We start from the raw sequence: 15,252 nt of genomic DNA, 5'->3' as shown, positions 1-15,252 counted from the left end.
CCGCGGCGCCTTTCAACGCGCCAGGGGCGGCGCCCGGTACACCAGCACCTTGAGCGACCGGTCTTCCGACACATCCGCGAACACCGCCGGGTTGGCCACGCGTTCCACGAACGCAAGGTCGGGCGCCAGTTCCCGCATCTGCTCCTGCAGGAAGGCCATCCCCAGCTCCGGAGCATTCAGGCACAGCAGCGCATGGCCGTCCGGCGCCAGCAGGTCTGGCAGGCGGCGCATGAAGCGCGCGTAATCCTTGCCTGCAACGAAGCTGCCCTTCTGGTAGCTGGGCGGATCGATGATGACCAGGTCATAGGGGCCGCCCCTGCCGATCTTGCCCCAGGTCTTGAAGATGTCGTGGGCCAGGAAGCTGACCCCTTCCGTGATGCCGTTGAGCTGGTGGTTCTGCTGTCCGATGGCCATGGCGCCCTGGCTCATGTCCACGTTGACCACCTGCCGGGCACCGGCCTGCCGTGCCACCACCGAAAAGGCGCAGGTGTAGGCGAACAGGTTCAGCACCTTGAGCCGGGAGCGCGCCGCCACATGCTCGCGCACCCAGCGCCGGCCCTCGGCCATGTCGAGGAACAGGCCATGGTTCTGCCCCCGGAGCACATGGACCCGCATGCGCGTGCCCCGCTCGGTCACCACATGCGGCTCGGGCACGCTGCCGGCCATGAGCCGGGTCTCGGTGCGGCCTTCATGACGGCACTGGTAGACCCAGTGGAGCGGCTGGCCGGGGGCCAGTTGCCGCCAGCGCGCGGACAGCGCGGCGCCCACCTGCTCCAGTTCACCATCCGTTGCCGGCTGGAAGCTGGTCAACACCCAGACGGGGGGAAAGGCATCGAGCGCCCAATGCTCGCAGCCAGGGTGCAGGCCCCCACGTCCATGGAAAACGCGCTGGGCATCGGTGGGCAGGTCCATCCGGGCGATGGCGTTCAGCAAAGCTTGCATGGAAGCGGCAGGGACTGGCAGTGTAAGCAGGGACACCCCGTTCACCAGGCGCAGCCCCGCGCGATGCGCGCCGCGAGACGCGCGGCCACTTTGGCCGTGAGCCCATCGCGATCGAAAGCCGGATTGAGCTCGGCGATGTCGGCCGCCACCAGCTTGCGGCTGGCCAGCACGGCATCCACCAGGCGCTCGACAAAGGCGAGCGGCACCCCCAGCGGCGCCGGCGCGGAAACCCCTGGCGCCGCAGCGCCAGGCAGCACGTCCATGTCCAGGGTCAGGTACACCCCATCGCATTGCGACAGATCGTGCTCCAACGCGGTCAGTGCCTCCTGCACGCAGGCCTCGCCCTGCAAGGCATCATCAAGCCAGTACCGCGCGCCCAGCGCATCGGCGCGCTCGAACAAGGCCTGGGTGTTGGCGTAGCGGCTGATGCCGAAAACCCGGTAATCGAAGGGCCTGCCATGGCCGGCGCACCATTCCTGGATCTGGCGGAAGGGTGTGCCCGAATTCGCCTGGGCGGCCACGCGCAAGTCGAAATGCGCATCGAAGTTGACCACCAGCACCCGTCGCATACCGGCCAGCGCATGGGCCATCCCCTGGAAGGTTCCCCAGGCCACCTCGTGCCCGCCGCCCAGCACCAATGGCATGCAGTCTTGCGCCAGGGCCTGCGCCACCTGTCCTGCCAATGCCTCCTGCGCCGCTTCCAGCCGCCCATCGGCGCAGGCCACATCCCCCGCATCCCACAGGGCCGGTTCGCCCAGCACGGGCAGGTTGGCCAGCGCCCGGCGCAGCGCCAGCGGGCCCTGGGCCGCGCCCGGACGGCCGCTGTTGCGGCGCACGCCTTCGTCCACGGCGAAGCCGATCAGCGCCACCCCGCCCCGGCTGTCGGCCGTGAAAGGCAGCACCCGCTGGTGCCAGCGGGTGCTGGGCCCGGTTTCTTCGGTATCCACCCGGCCCTGCCAGGCGAAGGATGCAATCGCGGTGTCATTCATGGCTTATTAGTATATATATCAACCGATTTTTTGACGATATGTATATACAATTTCACGGAACCCACCGGGGTATCCCATGCCTGAAAAGCTGCACGCCTACGAAAAAATCAAGCGCCATGTGCTGGCGCAGATCCACGCCGGCCATTGGAGGCATGGCGATGCCATTCCCGCCGAGGAATCTCTGGCGCGGGAATTCGGTGTCTCGCGCATGACGGTGCACCGCGCCCTGCGCGAACTGGGCAGCCAGCAGGTCGTGGAGCGCATCCGGGGCTCGGGAACCTATGTGGCGCAACAGAAATACCAGTCCACGCTGGTCGATATCCGCAACATCGCCGACGAGATCGCGGCACGCGGCCACCGTCACCGCAGCGAACTGCACCTGCTCGAACGCACCCGCGCCGACGAAACTCTGGCCCGCGCATTCCAAACCGTGGCCGGCGAGCCGCTCTACCATTCGGTTGTCCTGCATTTCGAGAACGATTTACCCATCCAGGTGGAGGACCGCTATGTGAACCCGCGCGTGGCGCCCGACTACCTTACCCAGGATTTTTCCCGGCAGACACCCAATGCCTACCTGATGAAGGAAGCCCCCCTGCAGGGCGTTGACTTCGAGATCGAAGCCACCACCCCGCCCCGCGCCTTCGGCGAGATGCTGTGCATGGCGCCGCAAGAGCCCAGTCTGGTGCTGCGCCGCAGGACCCACTCCATGGGGCAGGTGGCATCGGTCGCGGCCATGTGGCACCCTGCAGCACGCTACCGCTTCACCGGTAAGATCTGAACCGATCCGTGCCTGGCGCCCACGCCCCCATGGCATGCAACTCTGCCACGAAGAGCACATCCAACCACGGGTCTCTCGCACATCCGCATTCCTTCACCTCCCCCTGCATGACGGCCCTGCCCTCCCGCCCCCTCGCTCGCATCATTCTGTTTCTGGCCTGCATGTCCTGGAGCGCCGGCATCTCCACGGCGAAAACGCCCCCGGAAACCGCCTCCCCCTTCGACGCGGCGGCGGAATGCGTTGCCGTTCTGAAGCAGGATCTCAAGCCCCGGTTGCATGCCACACCGACAGCCCAGGAGAGCGACGCATGGAAGCGCCAGACCGAGAGCGCCTTCGCGCATGCAGGCGAGGCCTACCACGCCGGCGTTTCGGAAGAACAGGCCCAGCGGATGCTCGACAGTGCCGAGGCACGCGTCGCGGCCTGGAGCGCCAGCAAAGTGGCACAGCAGGCCGGAATTTGCCTGCGCGATGGCCTCCGCCTGCTGGAGCGGGCCACGCCCGTGGACAAGCTCATCGTCCGCAATGCCGCCAAGCGCTGGCTCGCCCGCCAGCTGCGCAAGCTGGAAGCCTGAGCACGGCCCGAGCGGCCAAAACCGTCAGCCCCTTTCCGCCAAGGCGCCCATCGGCTCTGCCTGGCGCAGCAGCCATTCCTTGAAAACCGACAACGCCGGGCGCTCTGGCTGCGCGGGCTGGACCAGGTAGTAGGAACGCTCGCCGCGCACAGGGCGCGGGCAGGCCACGACAAGCTCCCCGCTTGCCAATTCGGCCTGCACCAGCAGCGTGGGCATCAGCGCAACCCCCAGCCCGCTGATCGCGGCGGCCACCTGCATCAGGAACAGTTCGTAGCGCGAGCCATATGTCGCCCGGCTCGTCTCGACCCCCTGCGCCTCGAACCACTGGCGCCAGGCATCGGGGCGGGTCATCTGCTGCAGCAAGGGCATGCGCGTCAACGCCTCGGGCGTCAGCTCGCCCTGATTCCCCAGCAGCCGCGGGCTGCATACGGGCACCACCTCCTCCGGCAGGAGCCGCGTGGCCTGGGTCCCCGCCCATTGCCGCACCTGATCGGGCGTGCCCGCATACAGCGCCGCATCAAAACCGGTATCGGTGAAGAGGAACGGGCGCGTCCGGATATCAAAATGCACCAGCAGATCGGGTTGCTCACGCGCCAGCATGGGCAGGCGCGGAATCAGCCACCGCGAGGCGAACGTGGCCACCGTGGCCAGCGTCAGGCTGTCGCCCTGCCCGGGTCGCTCCATCAGGCCCAGCGTATCGCGTTCCAGCGCCTCCAGCTTGGCCGCAACCTGGCGCGCATAGTCCACGCCCGACGGCGTGAGCGCCATCCCATGCTGTGTGCGCGTGAACAGCGGCACCCCGACAAAGGCCTCCAGCGCGGCCACCTGCCGGGACACGGCGCCCTGGGTCAATGACAGCTCCTGTGCCGCACGCGTAAAGCTCTGGTGGCGCGCCGCAGCCTCGAAGCAGCTCAGTGCCTGCATGGATGGAAGCCTACGTCTCATGCAATCACCTCATGATGAAGAGCGGATAAATAGCAAAATTCTCCCAAAGCATCCCTCAAGATAATACTATTTGTCATATGTGATTGAAAAACAATCGTTTGCCGCCTGGTGATGGCCTTCCTAAGATCGCGCCACCCATACCAAGGAGACAGCATGAAGAGACGAGCGAGCCTGCTCTGGAGCCTGTGCCTGCTGGCACCGATGTGCGTCAGCGCCCAAACCTATCCCCACAAGATCATCCGGTTGCAAGTGCCGTTTGCGCCGGGCGGCACGACGGACATCGTGGCCCGCACGATCGCCGACCCACTGGGCAAGGCCCTCGGCCAGAGCGTCGTGGTGGAAAACAAATCCGGCGGCGGCGGTACCGTGGGCGCCACCGAAACGGCACGCGCACCCGCCGATGGCTACATGCTGGGCATGGCGACGGTCTCCACCACGGCCGCCAACCCCGCCATCAACACCAAGATCGCCTACAACCCGCTGACCGACTTCACCCCCATCATCAACGTCGCGGCAACCCCCAATGTCATTGCCGTGCACCCCAGTTTCCCGGCGCGGGACTACAAGTCCTTCCTGGCCGAACTGAAGAAGAATCCGGGCAAGTACTCCTACGCCACATCGGGCACCGGGGGCATCGCCCATCTGCAGACAGAACTGTGGAAAAACCTGACGGGCACCTTCATCACCCACATCCCCTACCGTGGTGGCGGTCCGGCCCTCAACGATGTCCTGGCGGGCCAGGTGCCGATCATTTTCGACAACCTGCCTTCGGCCCTGAGTTTCATCAAGACCGGGCGGCTGGTGCCCATCGTCGTGGCGGCGCCCGCGCGCCTGCCACAGCTGCCCGACGTCCCCACCTTCAAGGAAGTGGGCGCCGAACCCGTGAACCGCATGGCCTACTACGGCATTCTCGGCCCCAAGGGCCTTTCCAAGGAAGTCATCGACAAGGTCAACAGCGGCGTGAAGAAGGCACTGGAGGACCCGGCCGTGCGCAAGCGCATCGAGGACACGGGCTCGCTGGTGGTGGCCAACACGCCCAGCCAATTCGCCGAGCAGATCAAGGCCGAATACGAAATCTACAAGCAGGTGGTGGTCCAGCAGAAGCTGACGCTGGATTGATTCAAAACACCCCCAGCGCCAGCCCCGCCGCCAGGGCCTCGCCGAGCGCGCGGCAGCGCTCCAGCGCCTCGGCATCGATCTGCTTGGGCGCGAGGATGGCTTCCTTGGTCTGGGCGTGGGTGCAAACGATCAGCGGCTCCGCCACGGGCTTGAGGCGCCAGCCCGTGGCGATGCGCTCGATCTGCCGCGCCGCGTTGTGCCCGTCGCTGCCAGCGCAGATGAGGCTGGCATAGGGCCTGCCATTGACCTGGTCGAGCACGGTGTAGTAGCTGCGGTCGAAAAAATCCTTCAACTGCCCGCTGATGGCCGCCAGGTTCTCCGGCGTGGCGAAGATGAAACCGTCCGCCGCCAGCACATCGCCGGGCCCCGCCTGCGCGGCGTGCAACAGCCGCACCTCGGCGTCCGTGGCCGCGCCAGCGCGGGCCGCCTCGGCCATCTGGCGCGTGCCGCCCGTGAGCGAGTGGTAGACGATGAGCAGGGATTTGCGCATGCGGTCAGCATAAACCCGCGCGGCGCTCAGAAGGCGTGAATGAATCCGGCGTGCCCGAGCAGGCCGCGAAAACGCGGCCGATCTAGGAGCAAAGCGCAGCCATAGCTCGGGCTATGGCGAGCATTTGCAACGACGAGCGGGTGTGTTTTGGCGGAATGAGCGGGCATGGTGGGTTCGTTCACACCCTCTCAGGTCTTGCGCCGGCCCTTGCGCGCGGGCTTGGCCGTCGGCGGTGCGGCTTTGGGCAGCCGCTGCTCCAGCCACAGCAGGGCATCCATCTGCGCCATGAAGCGCTGCAGATAGGCGGGGGAGAGCGCGCGCATCAGGCGCAGCGAACGCAGCACGAGCTTGTGCGAGTTGAGCGGTCCGGCGTTTTCCGGCCCGCGCACGAGGGCCTGGGCCACCTGCTGCTCGGCGGCGATCTTCGACCAGACTTCACCGAACCGGCGCACGCTCGGCAGGTCCGGCACGCCCCCCCCGCCATGGCCTGCCAGCCCCGGGCCTGCGCCGGTTCCAGCGTGGGCGTGGAGTTCGCGGTTGAGCTGTGCCAGGGGCGATCCCCGGCCCGCCACCTCGGCGACAGGCTGGGCGGGCGCCGACCGGGCGCGCAGCGCATAGTCCGCCACGGCCGCATCCCAGCGCTGCTGCAGCGCCTGCCGCACGGCCGGTGGCTGCCCTGGCAGCCGCCGCGCCAGCACCTCCAGGTAATGGAAGCGCGCCGGGTCGTGGCCGTGCAGGCCTTCGTCCCGCAAGGCCTCCAGCAGGGCGTCAGTCATTTCGCGCTGGCTTCACGTTCGGAGCCTTGGGCACGGGGGCCATTTCCACGCGGCGGTTCTGCGCACGGCCACTTTCATCCGTGTTGGACGCCACGGGCTGCTCCGCGCCAAAAGCGGCGGCGAACACCTGGGATGCCGGCATGCCCTCGTCGATCAGGGCCCGCGTCACGGTCAGTGCCCGCTGGGCCGAGAGTTCCAGGTTGTCGGCGAAGCGTTGGTTGCCGCCGCGCAGCAGCTTGTTGTCGGTGAAACCGCTCACCATCAGCATTTCGTCGCGCTCGCGCAGGTACACGCGCAGCGGCTGCACCAGGCTGGTCAGCAACTGGCGGCCCTCGGGGCGCAGTTCATCGGAACCCGGTGCGAACAACACGCTGCCACTGATGCCGATGCGCCCCTCGTTAAGCGTCACCCGGCCGCTGGCCAGGGGGATGGCCAGGGCCGTCTCCAGGGCCATGCGGCGCCGCTCCTCCATCTGGCGTCGCTCCACCTCCTGCCGCAGGCTGGACACAAGGTCGATCTGCACCACGAGCACGCCCACGAGGATCAGCACGAAGGCGCCCAGAAGGCCCGCCATCAGGTCGCCAAACACGGCCCACACCGTGGCGGTCTGGTCCGTGGCGTCGTCCATCTCGTCCAGGCCGATCATCCGGCGGTCTCCGGCGCGCCAGCCATGGCGTGGCCATGGAGTCGGCGCAGGTCTTCCACGATGCCCTGCTGCGAGGTGATGCTCAGGTCGATCACCTCGCGCGCCTGCGCCACGTAGTAGGCGAGCTGCTCGTCGCTGCGCTGCATGGACTGGCCGATGGCCGCCTCGATGCGCTGCAGACTCTCGGTCAGCTTCTCGCTGCTGGCGCTGAACAGGCCCACGCCATGGCCGAAGGATGCGCCCAGGCTCGACAGTTCCACCGCGCTGGCCGCCACATGCGCGGCCACCTCGTCCACCTTGCCGGCCTGCGCGCCCAGCGACTGGGCAAACTGCCTACCCGCGCTGTCGAACACGGAAGCGGCGGAATCGACCAGCGACGCGATGGCCGCGCGCTGCTGCACGGCGGCCTCGTTGACGGAATGCAGCAAGGCGCCGAGCTGCTCCAGCATGGCCGTGCGCTCGGCGAGCGCGACGTTGTCGCGCTCGCCCAGGCGTGCCATCTCCTGCCGCAGTTGGGCGATGACCTCGGCCGCGGCCTGCGGTACGTCGGAGGCCGTCTGCAGCAGGCGCGTGAGCGGGGCCTCCAGGGCCGCGCCCAGGCTGGCCAGGTGCCGGGCAGCGGCGGCCTGCAACGCATCAAGCCGCTCGACGGCGGCCTGGCCGCGCGCCGCCTCCTCGTCGCGCAACGCGCTCAGCTCCGCGCGCCAGACTTCCGCCAGCCGGTCCATGCGCTGGCCCTGCGCCTGCACCCACTGGGTCTCCGTATCCATGCGCGCACGCACCAGCGCGTCGGTCTGTGCGAGCAAGCGGGTGGCGCTGTCCAGGGTTTGGTGCGTCTGCTCGCCGATGCGCGCCACCGCCTGCGCGGCCGATGCCTCCAGGGCATGGCATACGCGCTGCTGCTGTTCCAGCGCCTGCGCACCGGCCTGTTGCCACTGCGCCGCCAACGTGCCCGCCATGCCCTCCATGGAGCGGCTCCAACCCTCCAAGCGCTGGCGATCGGCCTCGGCCTGGGCGGCTTGCGCCTGCAGCACCGTTGCCTGCAGCGCGGCCTGCAGCGCACCGGAGCGCTGCTCCAGCGACTGCGCGGCGGCCTGCAGGGCCGTATCGAGGCGCGCAACCAGCGCATCCTGGGACCGGGCCTGGTCTTGCTGCGCCACCGTCCAGGCATCGGCCACCTGGCGGGCCGTGCCTTCCCACTGGCCGGTAAGCGCCTGCAGCTGCGCATCGGTCGCCGCGCGCAGCCGCTGGTGCGACTGGTGGGCCTCCCGCGTCAGGGTGGCCATGGCCTCCTCGACCACGGGCCGGATGGCCTCGCCGGCATGCCGGGCGCCGGTCTCCAGGCTCTGCTGCAGCGACACGCCCACGGCGTCGGCCAAGCGGGTGTAGGCCGCGGCGGCTTCGCGGTGAAACCCCTGCTGCTGCGCCAGCAACTGGTCGTTCAACTGCCCATGGCGGCGCTCCAGACCTTCCGCCAGGCCCTGCAGTTGCTGCACGACCAGGGGCATGGCCAAGGCCTGCGCCTGCAGCGCCTGGAACATCTCCTCGCGGCGCTGGGCCGGCGAGAACGGCCGCAGCACCGTGGCGATGCGCGCATCGAGCTGGCGCAGCGCCAGCAGGCGCTCGCGGCGGCACAGCGCCAGCATCAGGCCCAGCATGGCCGATGCCGCCACCCCGGCCACCGAGGTGCCGAACGAAAGCCCCAGCCCCTTGATGGGCGCCGCGAGCGCGGAGCGGATCGCCTCCAGATTGGACGATGTCTCCAGCGCGAACACGGCCCCCTTGAAGGTCACCACCATGCCCAGGAAGGTCCCCAGCATGCCCAGCATGACCAGCAACCCCACCAGATAAGGCGCCATCGCCGGACCCGGCAGTCCCGCGCGCGCGCCCTCGATGCGCTGGCGCACGGGGCCGCGCAGCGAGGGCGGCAACCGCTCCAGCCAGCTCGCCAGGTCTTCCAGCGGCTGGGCCATGCCCGCCAGCGCCGCCGCCAGTGCCCCGGTCGCGGCGCTGAACCGCACCAACTCGAAAGCCCCCAGCCCATAGACCGCCGCGATCACCAGAGTCATCGCCAGCGCCAGCGGGCTTGAACCCACGAAGCCCCACGCCACCCAGCCCACGGCCGCCAGGCCGGCGGCAAAAGCGCCGGCCATCACACTCTTCTTCATTCCTGTCTACCTGTTCTCGTTTCGGGCCGCGTCCAGCAAGCCCATGACAGGCTGCAAGCGCAGCTGCACTTCCGCCATCCACAGCGCACGGACATCCTGCTCGAAAGCAAAAAGCCAGCCGCCCGGCTGCCGCCAGCCTCGCGGCGCGTCCTCCTGCCCCGAGGCCTCCAGTTGCCGCGCATGGAGGCCGCGCCAATGCACCCAACGACCTTCCAGGCAGGTGGGCAGCAGCGCCCACAGCCTCTGCTCGCGCGCGCCCAGCATCTGCTCCAGCACCCCGTCCAGCACCGCCAGCTGTCGCAGGGCGGGCGAGCCTTTCGCCAGCCATTGCCGCATCTGGGCGCGCGCCGCGCCCAGCCGCGTTTCCATCTGCTTCTGCAAGCCAAGGTAGCGCTGGCCATGGGGGGCGAAATCCGCCTCCGACTGGGGGTCGATGGCATCGGCCGGCACACTGGCCATCCGTCCGCGCACCGCCCGGGCGGGCGGGCTGCGGGGAACGATGAGCGCATCCAGCTCGGCGCGCAGGCCGTGGCAGGCTTCCTCCATGGAGCGCAGGTCCACGGCCTGCCCCGGCGGAATCGCCTGCGCGGACAAGGACTCTATCGAACGCAACGCTCCATTGAACCGGACGGCATCGACGGCGCTCAACCATTGGCCCAGGTGCTCTGCCACATCGGGACGCGCCAACCCACCGTCCGCTGGCTGCCATTGCTGGAGCAGAAGGACCAAGGGGGAGCTGGTGAGTCGGTGGTGTAGATGCATGCCATCGAGTCCGCACGCCGCGCCAGCGCCCCGTCTGGGGCGCCCGGGCATCGGAGACCATGTCCCCGGCGGGCAAAACCGCGTATTTTCCCCCATGAACGCCACCCATGCACATGCGGGCGCGAGACCGGGGCCGGCGGAAAATCGAGGCCCATCGCGCCAAAGCCATCGCCATGGAACGCATCGGCACGAAATGGACGTGGCCGAACCGCCACGCCCGCATAAAAGAGGTACAAATACAGACAAGCCGCAGCCAACCCCCTTTCCCCTCTCCGCCATGGCCGCCCCTGCTTTCATCCTTTTCAAATACCCGCACGGCGGCCGCCCACTGATCAGTCCGGCGCGCCGCGGGTTCACCTGGGCCAGCATGGCGGTGGCGCTGCTGGCCACGGTGCTGGCGTTTCCCGTGGGCGCCGCACTGTGGCTGGTGCCGCTGCTGGCACGCTTCACCGCCAGCCGCTATCTGCAACTGGGTCCGCGTTACCTGCTGTGCGGCGACACCATCGTCTATTACGGTAACGTGCGGCGCATGGTGCTGTCGCGCACGCGGGGTACGCTCGCACTGTCTGGCGCCGAGGGCCTGCTGCTGAGACTGGAACGCGACAAGTTCCCCACGAATGCGCGCAAGCCCGACAAGATCACCAAGAACAAGGCGGCCAAATTCGAGAAGGTGAGCAGCCGCATCATCGAGCGCGTACTCCAGGCGGCGCCCGGCACCCCGCTGGAGGAAGCCTGAGCATGGACACCGCCGCCGTTCCCGCGCGCGCCTTCGAGCGCTCCATCCACCTGCTCTACGTGCCCACGCTGTGCTGCAACTTGAGCTGCAGCTACTGCTACCTGGGCAAGCAGACCAGCGAGGCCGCGCTCAAGCGCGACGCCGAACGCGCCGTTCACACGCTGCGCCATACGCTCGATGCGCTGCGCGACGCTGGCGTGCTGGCGTTCAATGTCTCGCTGCACGGCGGCGAGGTGACCACGCTGCCGCCCGAGGTGCTCGACGCGCTGTTCGGCATGATCCGCGCGCACTACCGCGAGCATTTCGACGCGCTCAATGCCCTGGGCCACCGCAAGTCGGCGCCGCACATCAAGACCAACCTGTTCAAGTTTGCGCCGCTCTACGACCTGTTCGACCGGCACAAGGTGTCCATCAGCGCCAGCATCGACCTGCCGCTGGCCCTGCACGAGCGCCACCGCACCACGCGCGGCGGCACCGGATGGCTGCCGCGCACGCTGGAGAACATCCGCCTGCTGGCGCGCTACCCGCACGCCAAGAAGATCTCCGCCACGCTCAGCAGCGAGCATCTGCAGGACATGCAGGCGCTGGTGGACGACATCTGGTTCATCCACCGCGAGCTGGGCTTCGACATGAACCAGTTCAACCTGATGTTCGCCTTCGGCTCCGAGCTCAACCGCGCCGCCAAGGGCGAGGCCGTGCTCACCCCGGCAACGCCCGAGCAGCAGCAGCGGCTGTACGACACGCTGCACGCCGCCTTCAGGGGTACCGAGCTCGAAGAAGGCCTGCGCCGCCACTGGTTCGACGAGTTCACGCCCGGCTACTGCACCAACGCCGCCAATTGCGGCGAGCGCTTCTACCTGCTGCAGAGCGACGGCTCGGTGTATTCCTGCGTGCGCGGCCAGGGCATCCCGGAATTCCGCTACGGCAACGTGTTCGAGCAGCCCATCCTCGACATCCTGGACAACGGCGCGCGCCAGATCCGCGCGGTGCACCAGGCGCACGGCTTCGACAGCGCCTGCCAGGGCTGCGGCCACCTCTCCACCTGCCACACCGGTTGCCCGGTGGTGAAGCACCAGAACCAGAGTGGCCGCTCCTACACCTGCGGCCTGCAAAAGCGCATCTACGCGGACGCTCCGCTGACCTACCCCGCCGACCCGCCGGACGTACAGCACGACTACGCGCAGCAATACCAGTTGGCCACGCACCCCGGCCTGGCCTTCGCGCAGACCGCCCCCCGGCCCGCCGCGCGCCGCCTGGTGCTGCCCGGCGACCTGGGCGAAGAAAAGAACACCCTGCCCGCGCTGATCGAGGCCGACGCGGTGCTGCGGGCGGTGTTCGATGGCAGCGCCTTCGTGCTCGAACTCAATGGCGAGGCCATCGCGCTGGAGTCGCAGTTGCTCAAAACCCAGCGCAGCGTGCACACCCTGGTGCCCGGCGACCGGGTGGTGCTGCATCTGCGCCGCGACCTGCTGGCGCAGAACTGCCCCGAGGCCGTGCGCAACACCGTCTACCTGCAGATGCTGCGCGACACGCCCGTGGTCTATGGCGACGAGCAGCGCACCAAGCAGGCGCATGTGTTCACCTACCAGCTCTACGCCGACTTCCTGCAGCCCAGCGCCCTGCTGGGCGAGGCGTTTGCGCAGGTGGACCTCTCCGGCCTCATCGAGCTGCACCGCGCGCACTACCAGCGCGGCGTGCTCAACAACCTGTTCGTCACCACCTTCTTCCTGCGCGAGCACCACTACCAGAAGCAGAAGGCCAACGCCTTCTACCATGTGCAGACGGCCAACCTGCCGTTCCAGAACTTCGAATTCCACTACCTGCCATGAGCACCAACGACCTGCAGCGCACCGCCTACACCGTGGAATGCTTTCTGAACGCCCTGCGGCTGGAAGACGGCCCCGAGCGCACGCAGCTGGAAGAAGCGCTGGTGCGCTGGCTGGCCAACGCCGCGCGCGGCAAGCAGGACCACCTGATCTACCAGGACGGCCGCATCTGCGGTTACGCCGGGGGAAAGGTGGTGCAGAGCTTCGACGTGCCGCAGGCGCGACAGATCCAGGCCCTGTGGTGCAGCGGCGCCAAGCTCTCGATCATCGACGGCGAGGCCTACAGCAAGAGCGCGCAATTGGTGATGCTGGGAACGGCGGGGCTGTTCCTCACGCTGCCGGGACAGCTTCCCGCCAAGGAGGCCCAGGACAAGCGCCGCAGCAGCAATAACAACAACAACAATAACAACAATAACAACAACGGGTGACGCGCCGCTGGCGCGCAGCCCCGCCGGTCATTTGCGCTGCGGCATCTCCAGCGTAACCGTGGCCGGCCCGTCCACCGAGGCGCCCAGGCGCGCCTGGCGCGGCCCCAGCGCCTGCAGCACCAGCCCCGCGTCGACCGTAGCGCCCACGCGGAACGGCCGCGCCGGCTTGCCATCGACGGCGATCAGCGCGGCGCCACCGCCGCTCTCGCGCCCCGCCAGCACGCCCACCAGGGCAAAGCGGCTGGACACCGGCGCCGCCACGGGCGCCTGCGCCGGCACGGCGCCCAGCAGCCGCGCCAGGGCCTGCGCATCGGGCGCGAGGACGGCCGGTGCCGCCACCGGCACCGCCAGCGCAGGCGCATGGGCCGACAGGCGCAGCCCCCAATAAGCCAGGCTCGCGGCGGCCAGCGCCCAGATGCCCAGGGTGGCGAGGCGCACGCCCCAGATGCTGTGTGAATTCGTCACCATCGCAGGATTATCGGGTACACGGGCTTGCACGCCAGGCATGCCTGCCCGTCGGCCTGCGTCAGGCGCCTTGGCGTGCCCAGGTGGTCCGTGTGGATGGCGTACAGGCGCCCGTCGATCTCTGCGGCGATGGGGATGGGGCTTTGGCTTGTGGGCAGGTACAGGTACTGGCTTTGCCCTGCGCTTTGTGCACCGCCTGTGCCGTATTCACCCAGCAGGTTGCCTTCTTCGTCGTACACATAGGCCCAGCCCAGGTGTTCGGCGTCGCTCTTGGCGGGGCTCCACAGGCGGGCGAAGAAGTGGGCCAGGGTTTGCAACAGGCCGGGGGGTTCCAGGTCTGCTTCCTCGTCGTCCAGGGCGCCGTCTTTGCTGCTGGCTGCGGCATACAGGGGCTCGGTCTTGAAAACGCGCTGGCCCAGGGCGTTGTGGGCGTATTTGGTGGTGGGGGCATCCTGGCCCTGGCCCGTCTGGCTGCTTTGCAGGCGGCCCTGGCTGTCGTAGTGGTACTGGTGCAGGCCGTCGCTTTGCAGATTGCCTGCAGCGTCGTACTGGTGGGTGACGCTGGTGCTGGCGCTGGTGCTGGTCTGGCTAAAGCCCAGGAGTTTGTTGTGGCCACTTTCTGTGCGGTAAGTGCGGGTGGTGGTGGTTGCGGCGCGTTCGCGCTGGCTGCTGGTGAGGTTGCCGTTGGGGTCGTATTGGTAGGTGGTGGTGTCCTTTGCATTGCCGCTGCCGCTGGTCTTGGTGAGGGCGCTCAGGCGCCCGGCGCGGTCGTAGCTGGCGCTCCAGGTGGTGGGGCTTTGGGCGAGGGTGTTGTGGCTGCTGTCGGTGTCTGCGGGGTGCCACAGGTGTTGGGTGAGGCTTTGGATGCGCCCTGCACCGTCGTATTGCTGGCTGGTGGTTTCCGTCTGGGTGGTCTGGCCTGCGCTGTTGTAGCTGCGACTGGCGCTCAGGCTGGTGGCTGCGCCGGGTAGGGTCCAGTTCCAGCCCTGGGGCTGGCCCAGGGGGCTCCAGGTGATGGCTTGCACCAGGCTTTGGCCGGCCCAGGCCAGCGCGGTGATCTGGCCGGTGGCATCGCGCTGGTATTGCAGTACCTGCCCGCCGGGGTAGGTGGTGCTGGCCAGCAGGCCGCTGGCGTCGTACTGGTAGCCGATGCTACGGGTGTTGCCGCTGGCCAGGGTTTGGGTTTTGCGGGTGATGCGGCCCAGGCTGTCGCGCTCGTAGGTGGTGGTACCGCTGGGGTCAGTGACTGAGCTCAGGTAGCCCACGGTGCCCTGGTCGTACTGCAGGGTGGTGCTGGCGCCATCGGGGTGGGTGATGCGCGTGGGGCGGCCCAGCAGGTCGCGCTCGTAGGTGGTGCTGCGGCCCAGGGCGTCGGTCACTTGCTGGGGCAGGCCCAGGGGGCAAGGGATGCGTCGAGATTTGAATTTCGGATGAAATCTGGCTCTGGCGCTTGATGGGCAAGCGCTTACAGCTATCAATTTGAGAGCAATTGGATGGCGGTCTCAAATCTGAAGTGCAACACCACCATTGAGAATCAGTGAATGGTAGCGCCCTGGCGCTGCGCAATGGCCTGCATGAACTGCTGGAATGCTTGGTACGGAGACTTCCAG

At 68.0% G+C, this 15,252-nt stretch carries 16 protein-coding genes; 6 read left to right on the top strand and 10 right to left on the bottom strand.

Annotation, left to right across the window (positions count from 1 at the left end):
- Positions 1–12: 12 nt before the first annotated feature.
- Both D8S75_RS15055 and hutG read right to left on the bottom strand, forming a co-directional pair.
- Entirely contained in the window at positions 13–942 is a 930-nt protein-coding gene (locus tag D8S75_RS15055) for a class I SAM-dependent methyltransferase (RefSeq protein WP_119967176.1), read from the bottom strand.
- A gap of 41 nt (positions 943–983) precedes the next feature.
- Complete coding sequence (gene hutG, locus D8S75_RS15050; protein WP_119967175.1) at positions 984–1,931, bottom strand: formimidoylglutamase; 948 nt, start codon at positions 1,929–1,931, stop codon at positions 984–986.
- A 76-nt stretch (positions 1,932–2,007) separates the two neighbouring features.
- On the opposite strand from hutG, the gene hutC reads away from it, so the two are divergent.
- Positions 2,008–2,709, top strand: coding sequence for a histidine utilization transcriptional repressor HutC (gene hutC / locus D8S75_RS15045; protein ID WP_119967174.1), 702 nt, complete (start codon positions 2,008–2,010; stop codon positions 2,707–2,709).
- Between the two features lie 107 nt (positions 2,710–2,816).
- Positions 2,817–3,281 carry a hypothetical protein gene (locus tag D8S75_RS15040; protein ID WP_119967173.1) on the top strand — a complete coding sequence of 155 codons (465 nt, stop codon included), beginning with the start codon at positions 2,817–2,819 and terminating at the stop codon, positions 3,279–3,281.
- Between the two features lie 24 nt (positions 3,282–3,305).
- On the opposite strand, the gene D8S75_RS15035 is transcribed toward D8S75_RS15040, so the two are convergent.
- Complete coding sequence (locus tag D8S75_RS15035) at positions 3,306–4,226, bottom strand: LysR substrate-binding domain-containing protein (protein ID WP_119967172.1); 921 nt, start codon at positions 4,224–4,226, stop codon at positions 3,306–3,308.
- Between the two features lie 153 nt (positions 4,227–4,379).
- Between D8S75_RS15035 and D8S75_RS15030 the strand changes: the two genes are divergently transcribed.
- Entirely contained in the window at positions 4,380–5,345 is a 966-nt protein-coding gene (locus D8S75_RS15030) for a tripartite tricarboxylate transporter substrate binding protein BugE (protein WP_119967171.1), read from the top strand.
- 1 nt (position 5,346) lies between these two features.
- Here D8S75_RS15030 and D8S75_RS15025 read toward each other — a convergent pair whose 3' ends face one another.
- The 5 genes from D8S75_RS15025 to D8S75_RS15005 form a co-directional block, all read right to left on the bottom strand.
- A complete protein-coding gene (locus D8S75_RS15025; protein ID WP_119967170.1) occupies positions 5,347–5,835 on the bottom strand; it encodes a flavodoxin family protein in 489 nt (162 codons plus the stop codon).
- A gap of 188 nt (positions 5,836–6,023) precedes the next feature.
- Positions 6,024–6,611: a DUF2894 domain-containing protein gene (locus D8S75_RS15020; protein WP_119967169.1), complete on the bottom strand. Its 588-nt coding sequence runs from the start codon at positions 6,609–6,611 to the stop codon at positions 6,024–6,026.
- Complete coding sequence (locus D8S75_RS15015) at positions 6,604–7,257, bottom strand: OmpA family protein (RefSeq protein ID WP_119967168.1); 654 nt, start codon at positions 7,255–7,257, stop codon at positions 6,604–6,606. Before D8S75_RS15015 ends, D8S75_RS15020 begins: the two co-directional genes overlap by 8 nt.
- A complete protein-coding gene (locus tag D8S75_RS15010; protein WP_232829063.1) occupies positions 7,254–9,410 on the bottom strand; it encodes a DUF802 domain-containing protein in 2,157 nt (718 codons plus the stop codon). The genes D8S75_RS15015 and D8S75_RS15010 overlap by 4 nt, the downstream gene beginning before the upstream one ends.
- Positions 9,411–9,431: 21 nt before the next feature.
- Positions 9,432–10,154, bottom strand: a complete 723-nt coding sequence (locus D8S75_RS15005; RefSeq protein ID WP_232829062.1) for a DUF3348 family protein — start codon at positions 10,152–10,154, stop codon at positions 9,432–9,434.
- Positions 10,155–10,464: 310 nt separating this feature from the next.
- On the opposite strand from D8S75_RS15005, the gene D8S75_RS15000 reads away from it, so the two are divergent.
- The 3 genes from D8S75_RS15000 to D8S75_RS14990 are packed head-to-tail and all read left to right on the top strand — an operon-like array spanning position 10,465 to position 13,177.
- Positions 10,465–10,923, top strand: a complete 459-nt coding sequence (locus D8S75_RS15000; protein WP_119967165.1) for a hypothetical protein — start codon at positions 10,465–10,467, stop codon at positions 10,921–10,923.
- Positions 10,924–10,925: 2 nt separating this feature from the next.
- Positions 10,926–12,752 carry a radical SAM protein gene (locus D8S75_RS14995; RefSeq protein ID WP_198673221.1) on the top strand — a complete coding sequence of 609 codons (1,827 nt, stop codon included), beginning with the start codon at positions 10,926–10,928 and terminating at the stop codon, positions 12,750–12,752.
- Complete coding sequence (locus D8S75_RS14990; protein ID WP_119967164.1) at positions 12,749–13,177, top strand: hypothetical protein; 429 nt, start codon at positions 12,749–12,751, stop codon at positions 13,175–13,177. The genes D8S75_RS14995 and D8S75_RS14990 overlap by 4 nt, the downstream gene beginning before the upstream one ends.
- Before the next feature lie 27 nt (positions 13,178–13,204).
- Here the strand turns inward: D8S75_RS14990 and D8S75_RS14985 are convergent, their stop codons facing one another.
- Complete coding sequence (locus D8S75_RS14985; protein ID WP_119967163.1) at positions 13,205–13,645, bottom strand: type II secretion system protein N; 441 nt, start codon at positions 13,643–13,645, stop codon at positions 13,205–13,207.
- Positions 13,639–15,021: a hypothetical protein gene (locus D8S75_RS14980; RefSeq protein ID WP_157982663.1), complete on the bottom strand. Its 1,383-nt coding sequence runs from the start codon at positions 15,019–15,021 to the stop codon at positions 13,639–13,641. The genes D8S75_RS14985 and D8S75_RS14980 overlap by 7 nt, the downstream gene beginning before the upstream one ends.
- Positions 15,022–15,252 lie beyond the last annotated feature (231 nt).

It is taken from the genome of Simplicispira lacusdiani (assembly GCF_003604195.1).
GTDB classification, from domain to species: domain Bacteria; phylum Pseudomonadota; class Gammaproteobacteria; order Burkholderiales; family Burkholderiaceae_C; genus Simplicispira; species Simplicispira lacusdiani.
The sequence above is the reverse complement of the archived record's forward strand: the minus strand, read 5'-3'. Positions and strand labels throughout refer to the sequence as shown.

Excerpts from the sequence above, each read along its gene's own strand:
- hutC (WP_119967174.1), top strand. The coding sequence starts at position 2,008 with ATGCCTGAAAAGCTGCACGCCTACGAAAAAATCAAGCGCCATGTGCTG.
- D8S75_RS15030 (WP_119967171.1), top strand. The coding sequence starts at position 4,380 with ATGAAGAGACGAGCGAGCCTGCTCTGGAGCCTGTGCCTGCTGGCACCG.
- D8S75_RS14985 (WP_119967163.1), bottom strand. The coding sequence starts at position 13,645 with ATGGTGACGAATTCACACAGCATCTGGGGCGTGCGCCTCGCCACCCTG.
- D8S75_RS14990 (WP_119967164.1), top strand. The coding sequence starts at position 12,749 with ATGAGCACCAACGACCTGCAGCGCACCGCCTACACCGTGGAATGCTTT.
- D8S75_RS15040 (WP_119967173.1), top strand. The coding sequence starts at position 2,817 with ATGACGGCCCTGCCCTCCCGCCCCCTCGCTCGCATCATTCTGTTTCTG.
- D8S75_RS15015 (WP_119967168.1), bottom strand. The coding sequence starts at position 7,257 with ATGATCGGCCTGGACGAGATGGACGACGCCACGGACCAGACCGCCACG.
- D8S75_RS15010 (WP_232829063.1), bottom strand. The coding sequence starts at position 9,410 with ATGGCCGGCGCTTTTGCCGCCGGCCTGGCGGCCGTGGGCTGGGTGGCG.
- D8S75_RS15000 (WP_119967165.1), top strand. The coding sequence starts at position 10,465 with ATGGCCGCCCCTGCTTTCATCCTTTTCAAATACCCGCACGGCGGCCGC.
- D8S75_RS14995 (WP_198673221.1), top strand. The coding sequence starts at position 10,926 with ATGGACACCGCCGCCGTTCCCGCGCGCGCCTTCGAGCGCTCCATCCAC.
- D8S75_RS15055 (WP_119967176.1), bottom strand. The coding sequence starts at position 942 with ATGCAAGCTTTGCTGAACGCCATCGCCCGGATGGACCTGCCCACCGAT.
- D8S75_RS15025 (WP_119967170.1), bottom strand. The coding sequence starts at position 5,835 with ATGCGCAAATCCCTGCTCATCGTCTACCACTCGCTCACGGGCGGCACG.
- D8S75_RS15020 (WP_119967169.1), bottom strand. The coding sequence starts at position 6,611 with ATGACTGACGCCCTGCTGGAGGCCTTGCGGGACGAAGGCCTGCACGGC.
- D8S75_RS15035 (WP_119967172.1), bottom strand. The coding sequence starts at position 4,226 with ATGAGACGTAGGCTTCCATCCATGCAGGCACTGAGCTGCTTCGAGGCT.
- hutG (WP_119967175.1), bottom strand. The coding sequence starts at position 1,931 with ATGAATGACACCGCGATTGCATCCTTCGCCTGGCAGGGCCGGGTGGAT.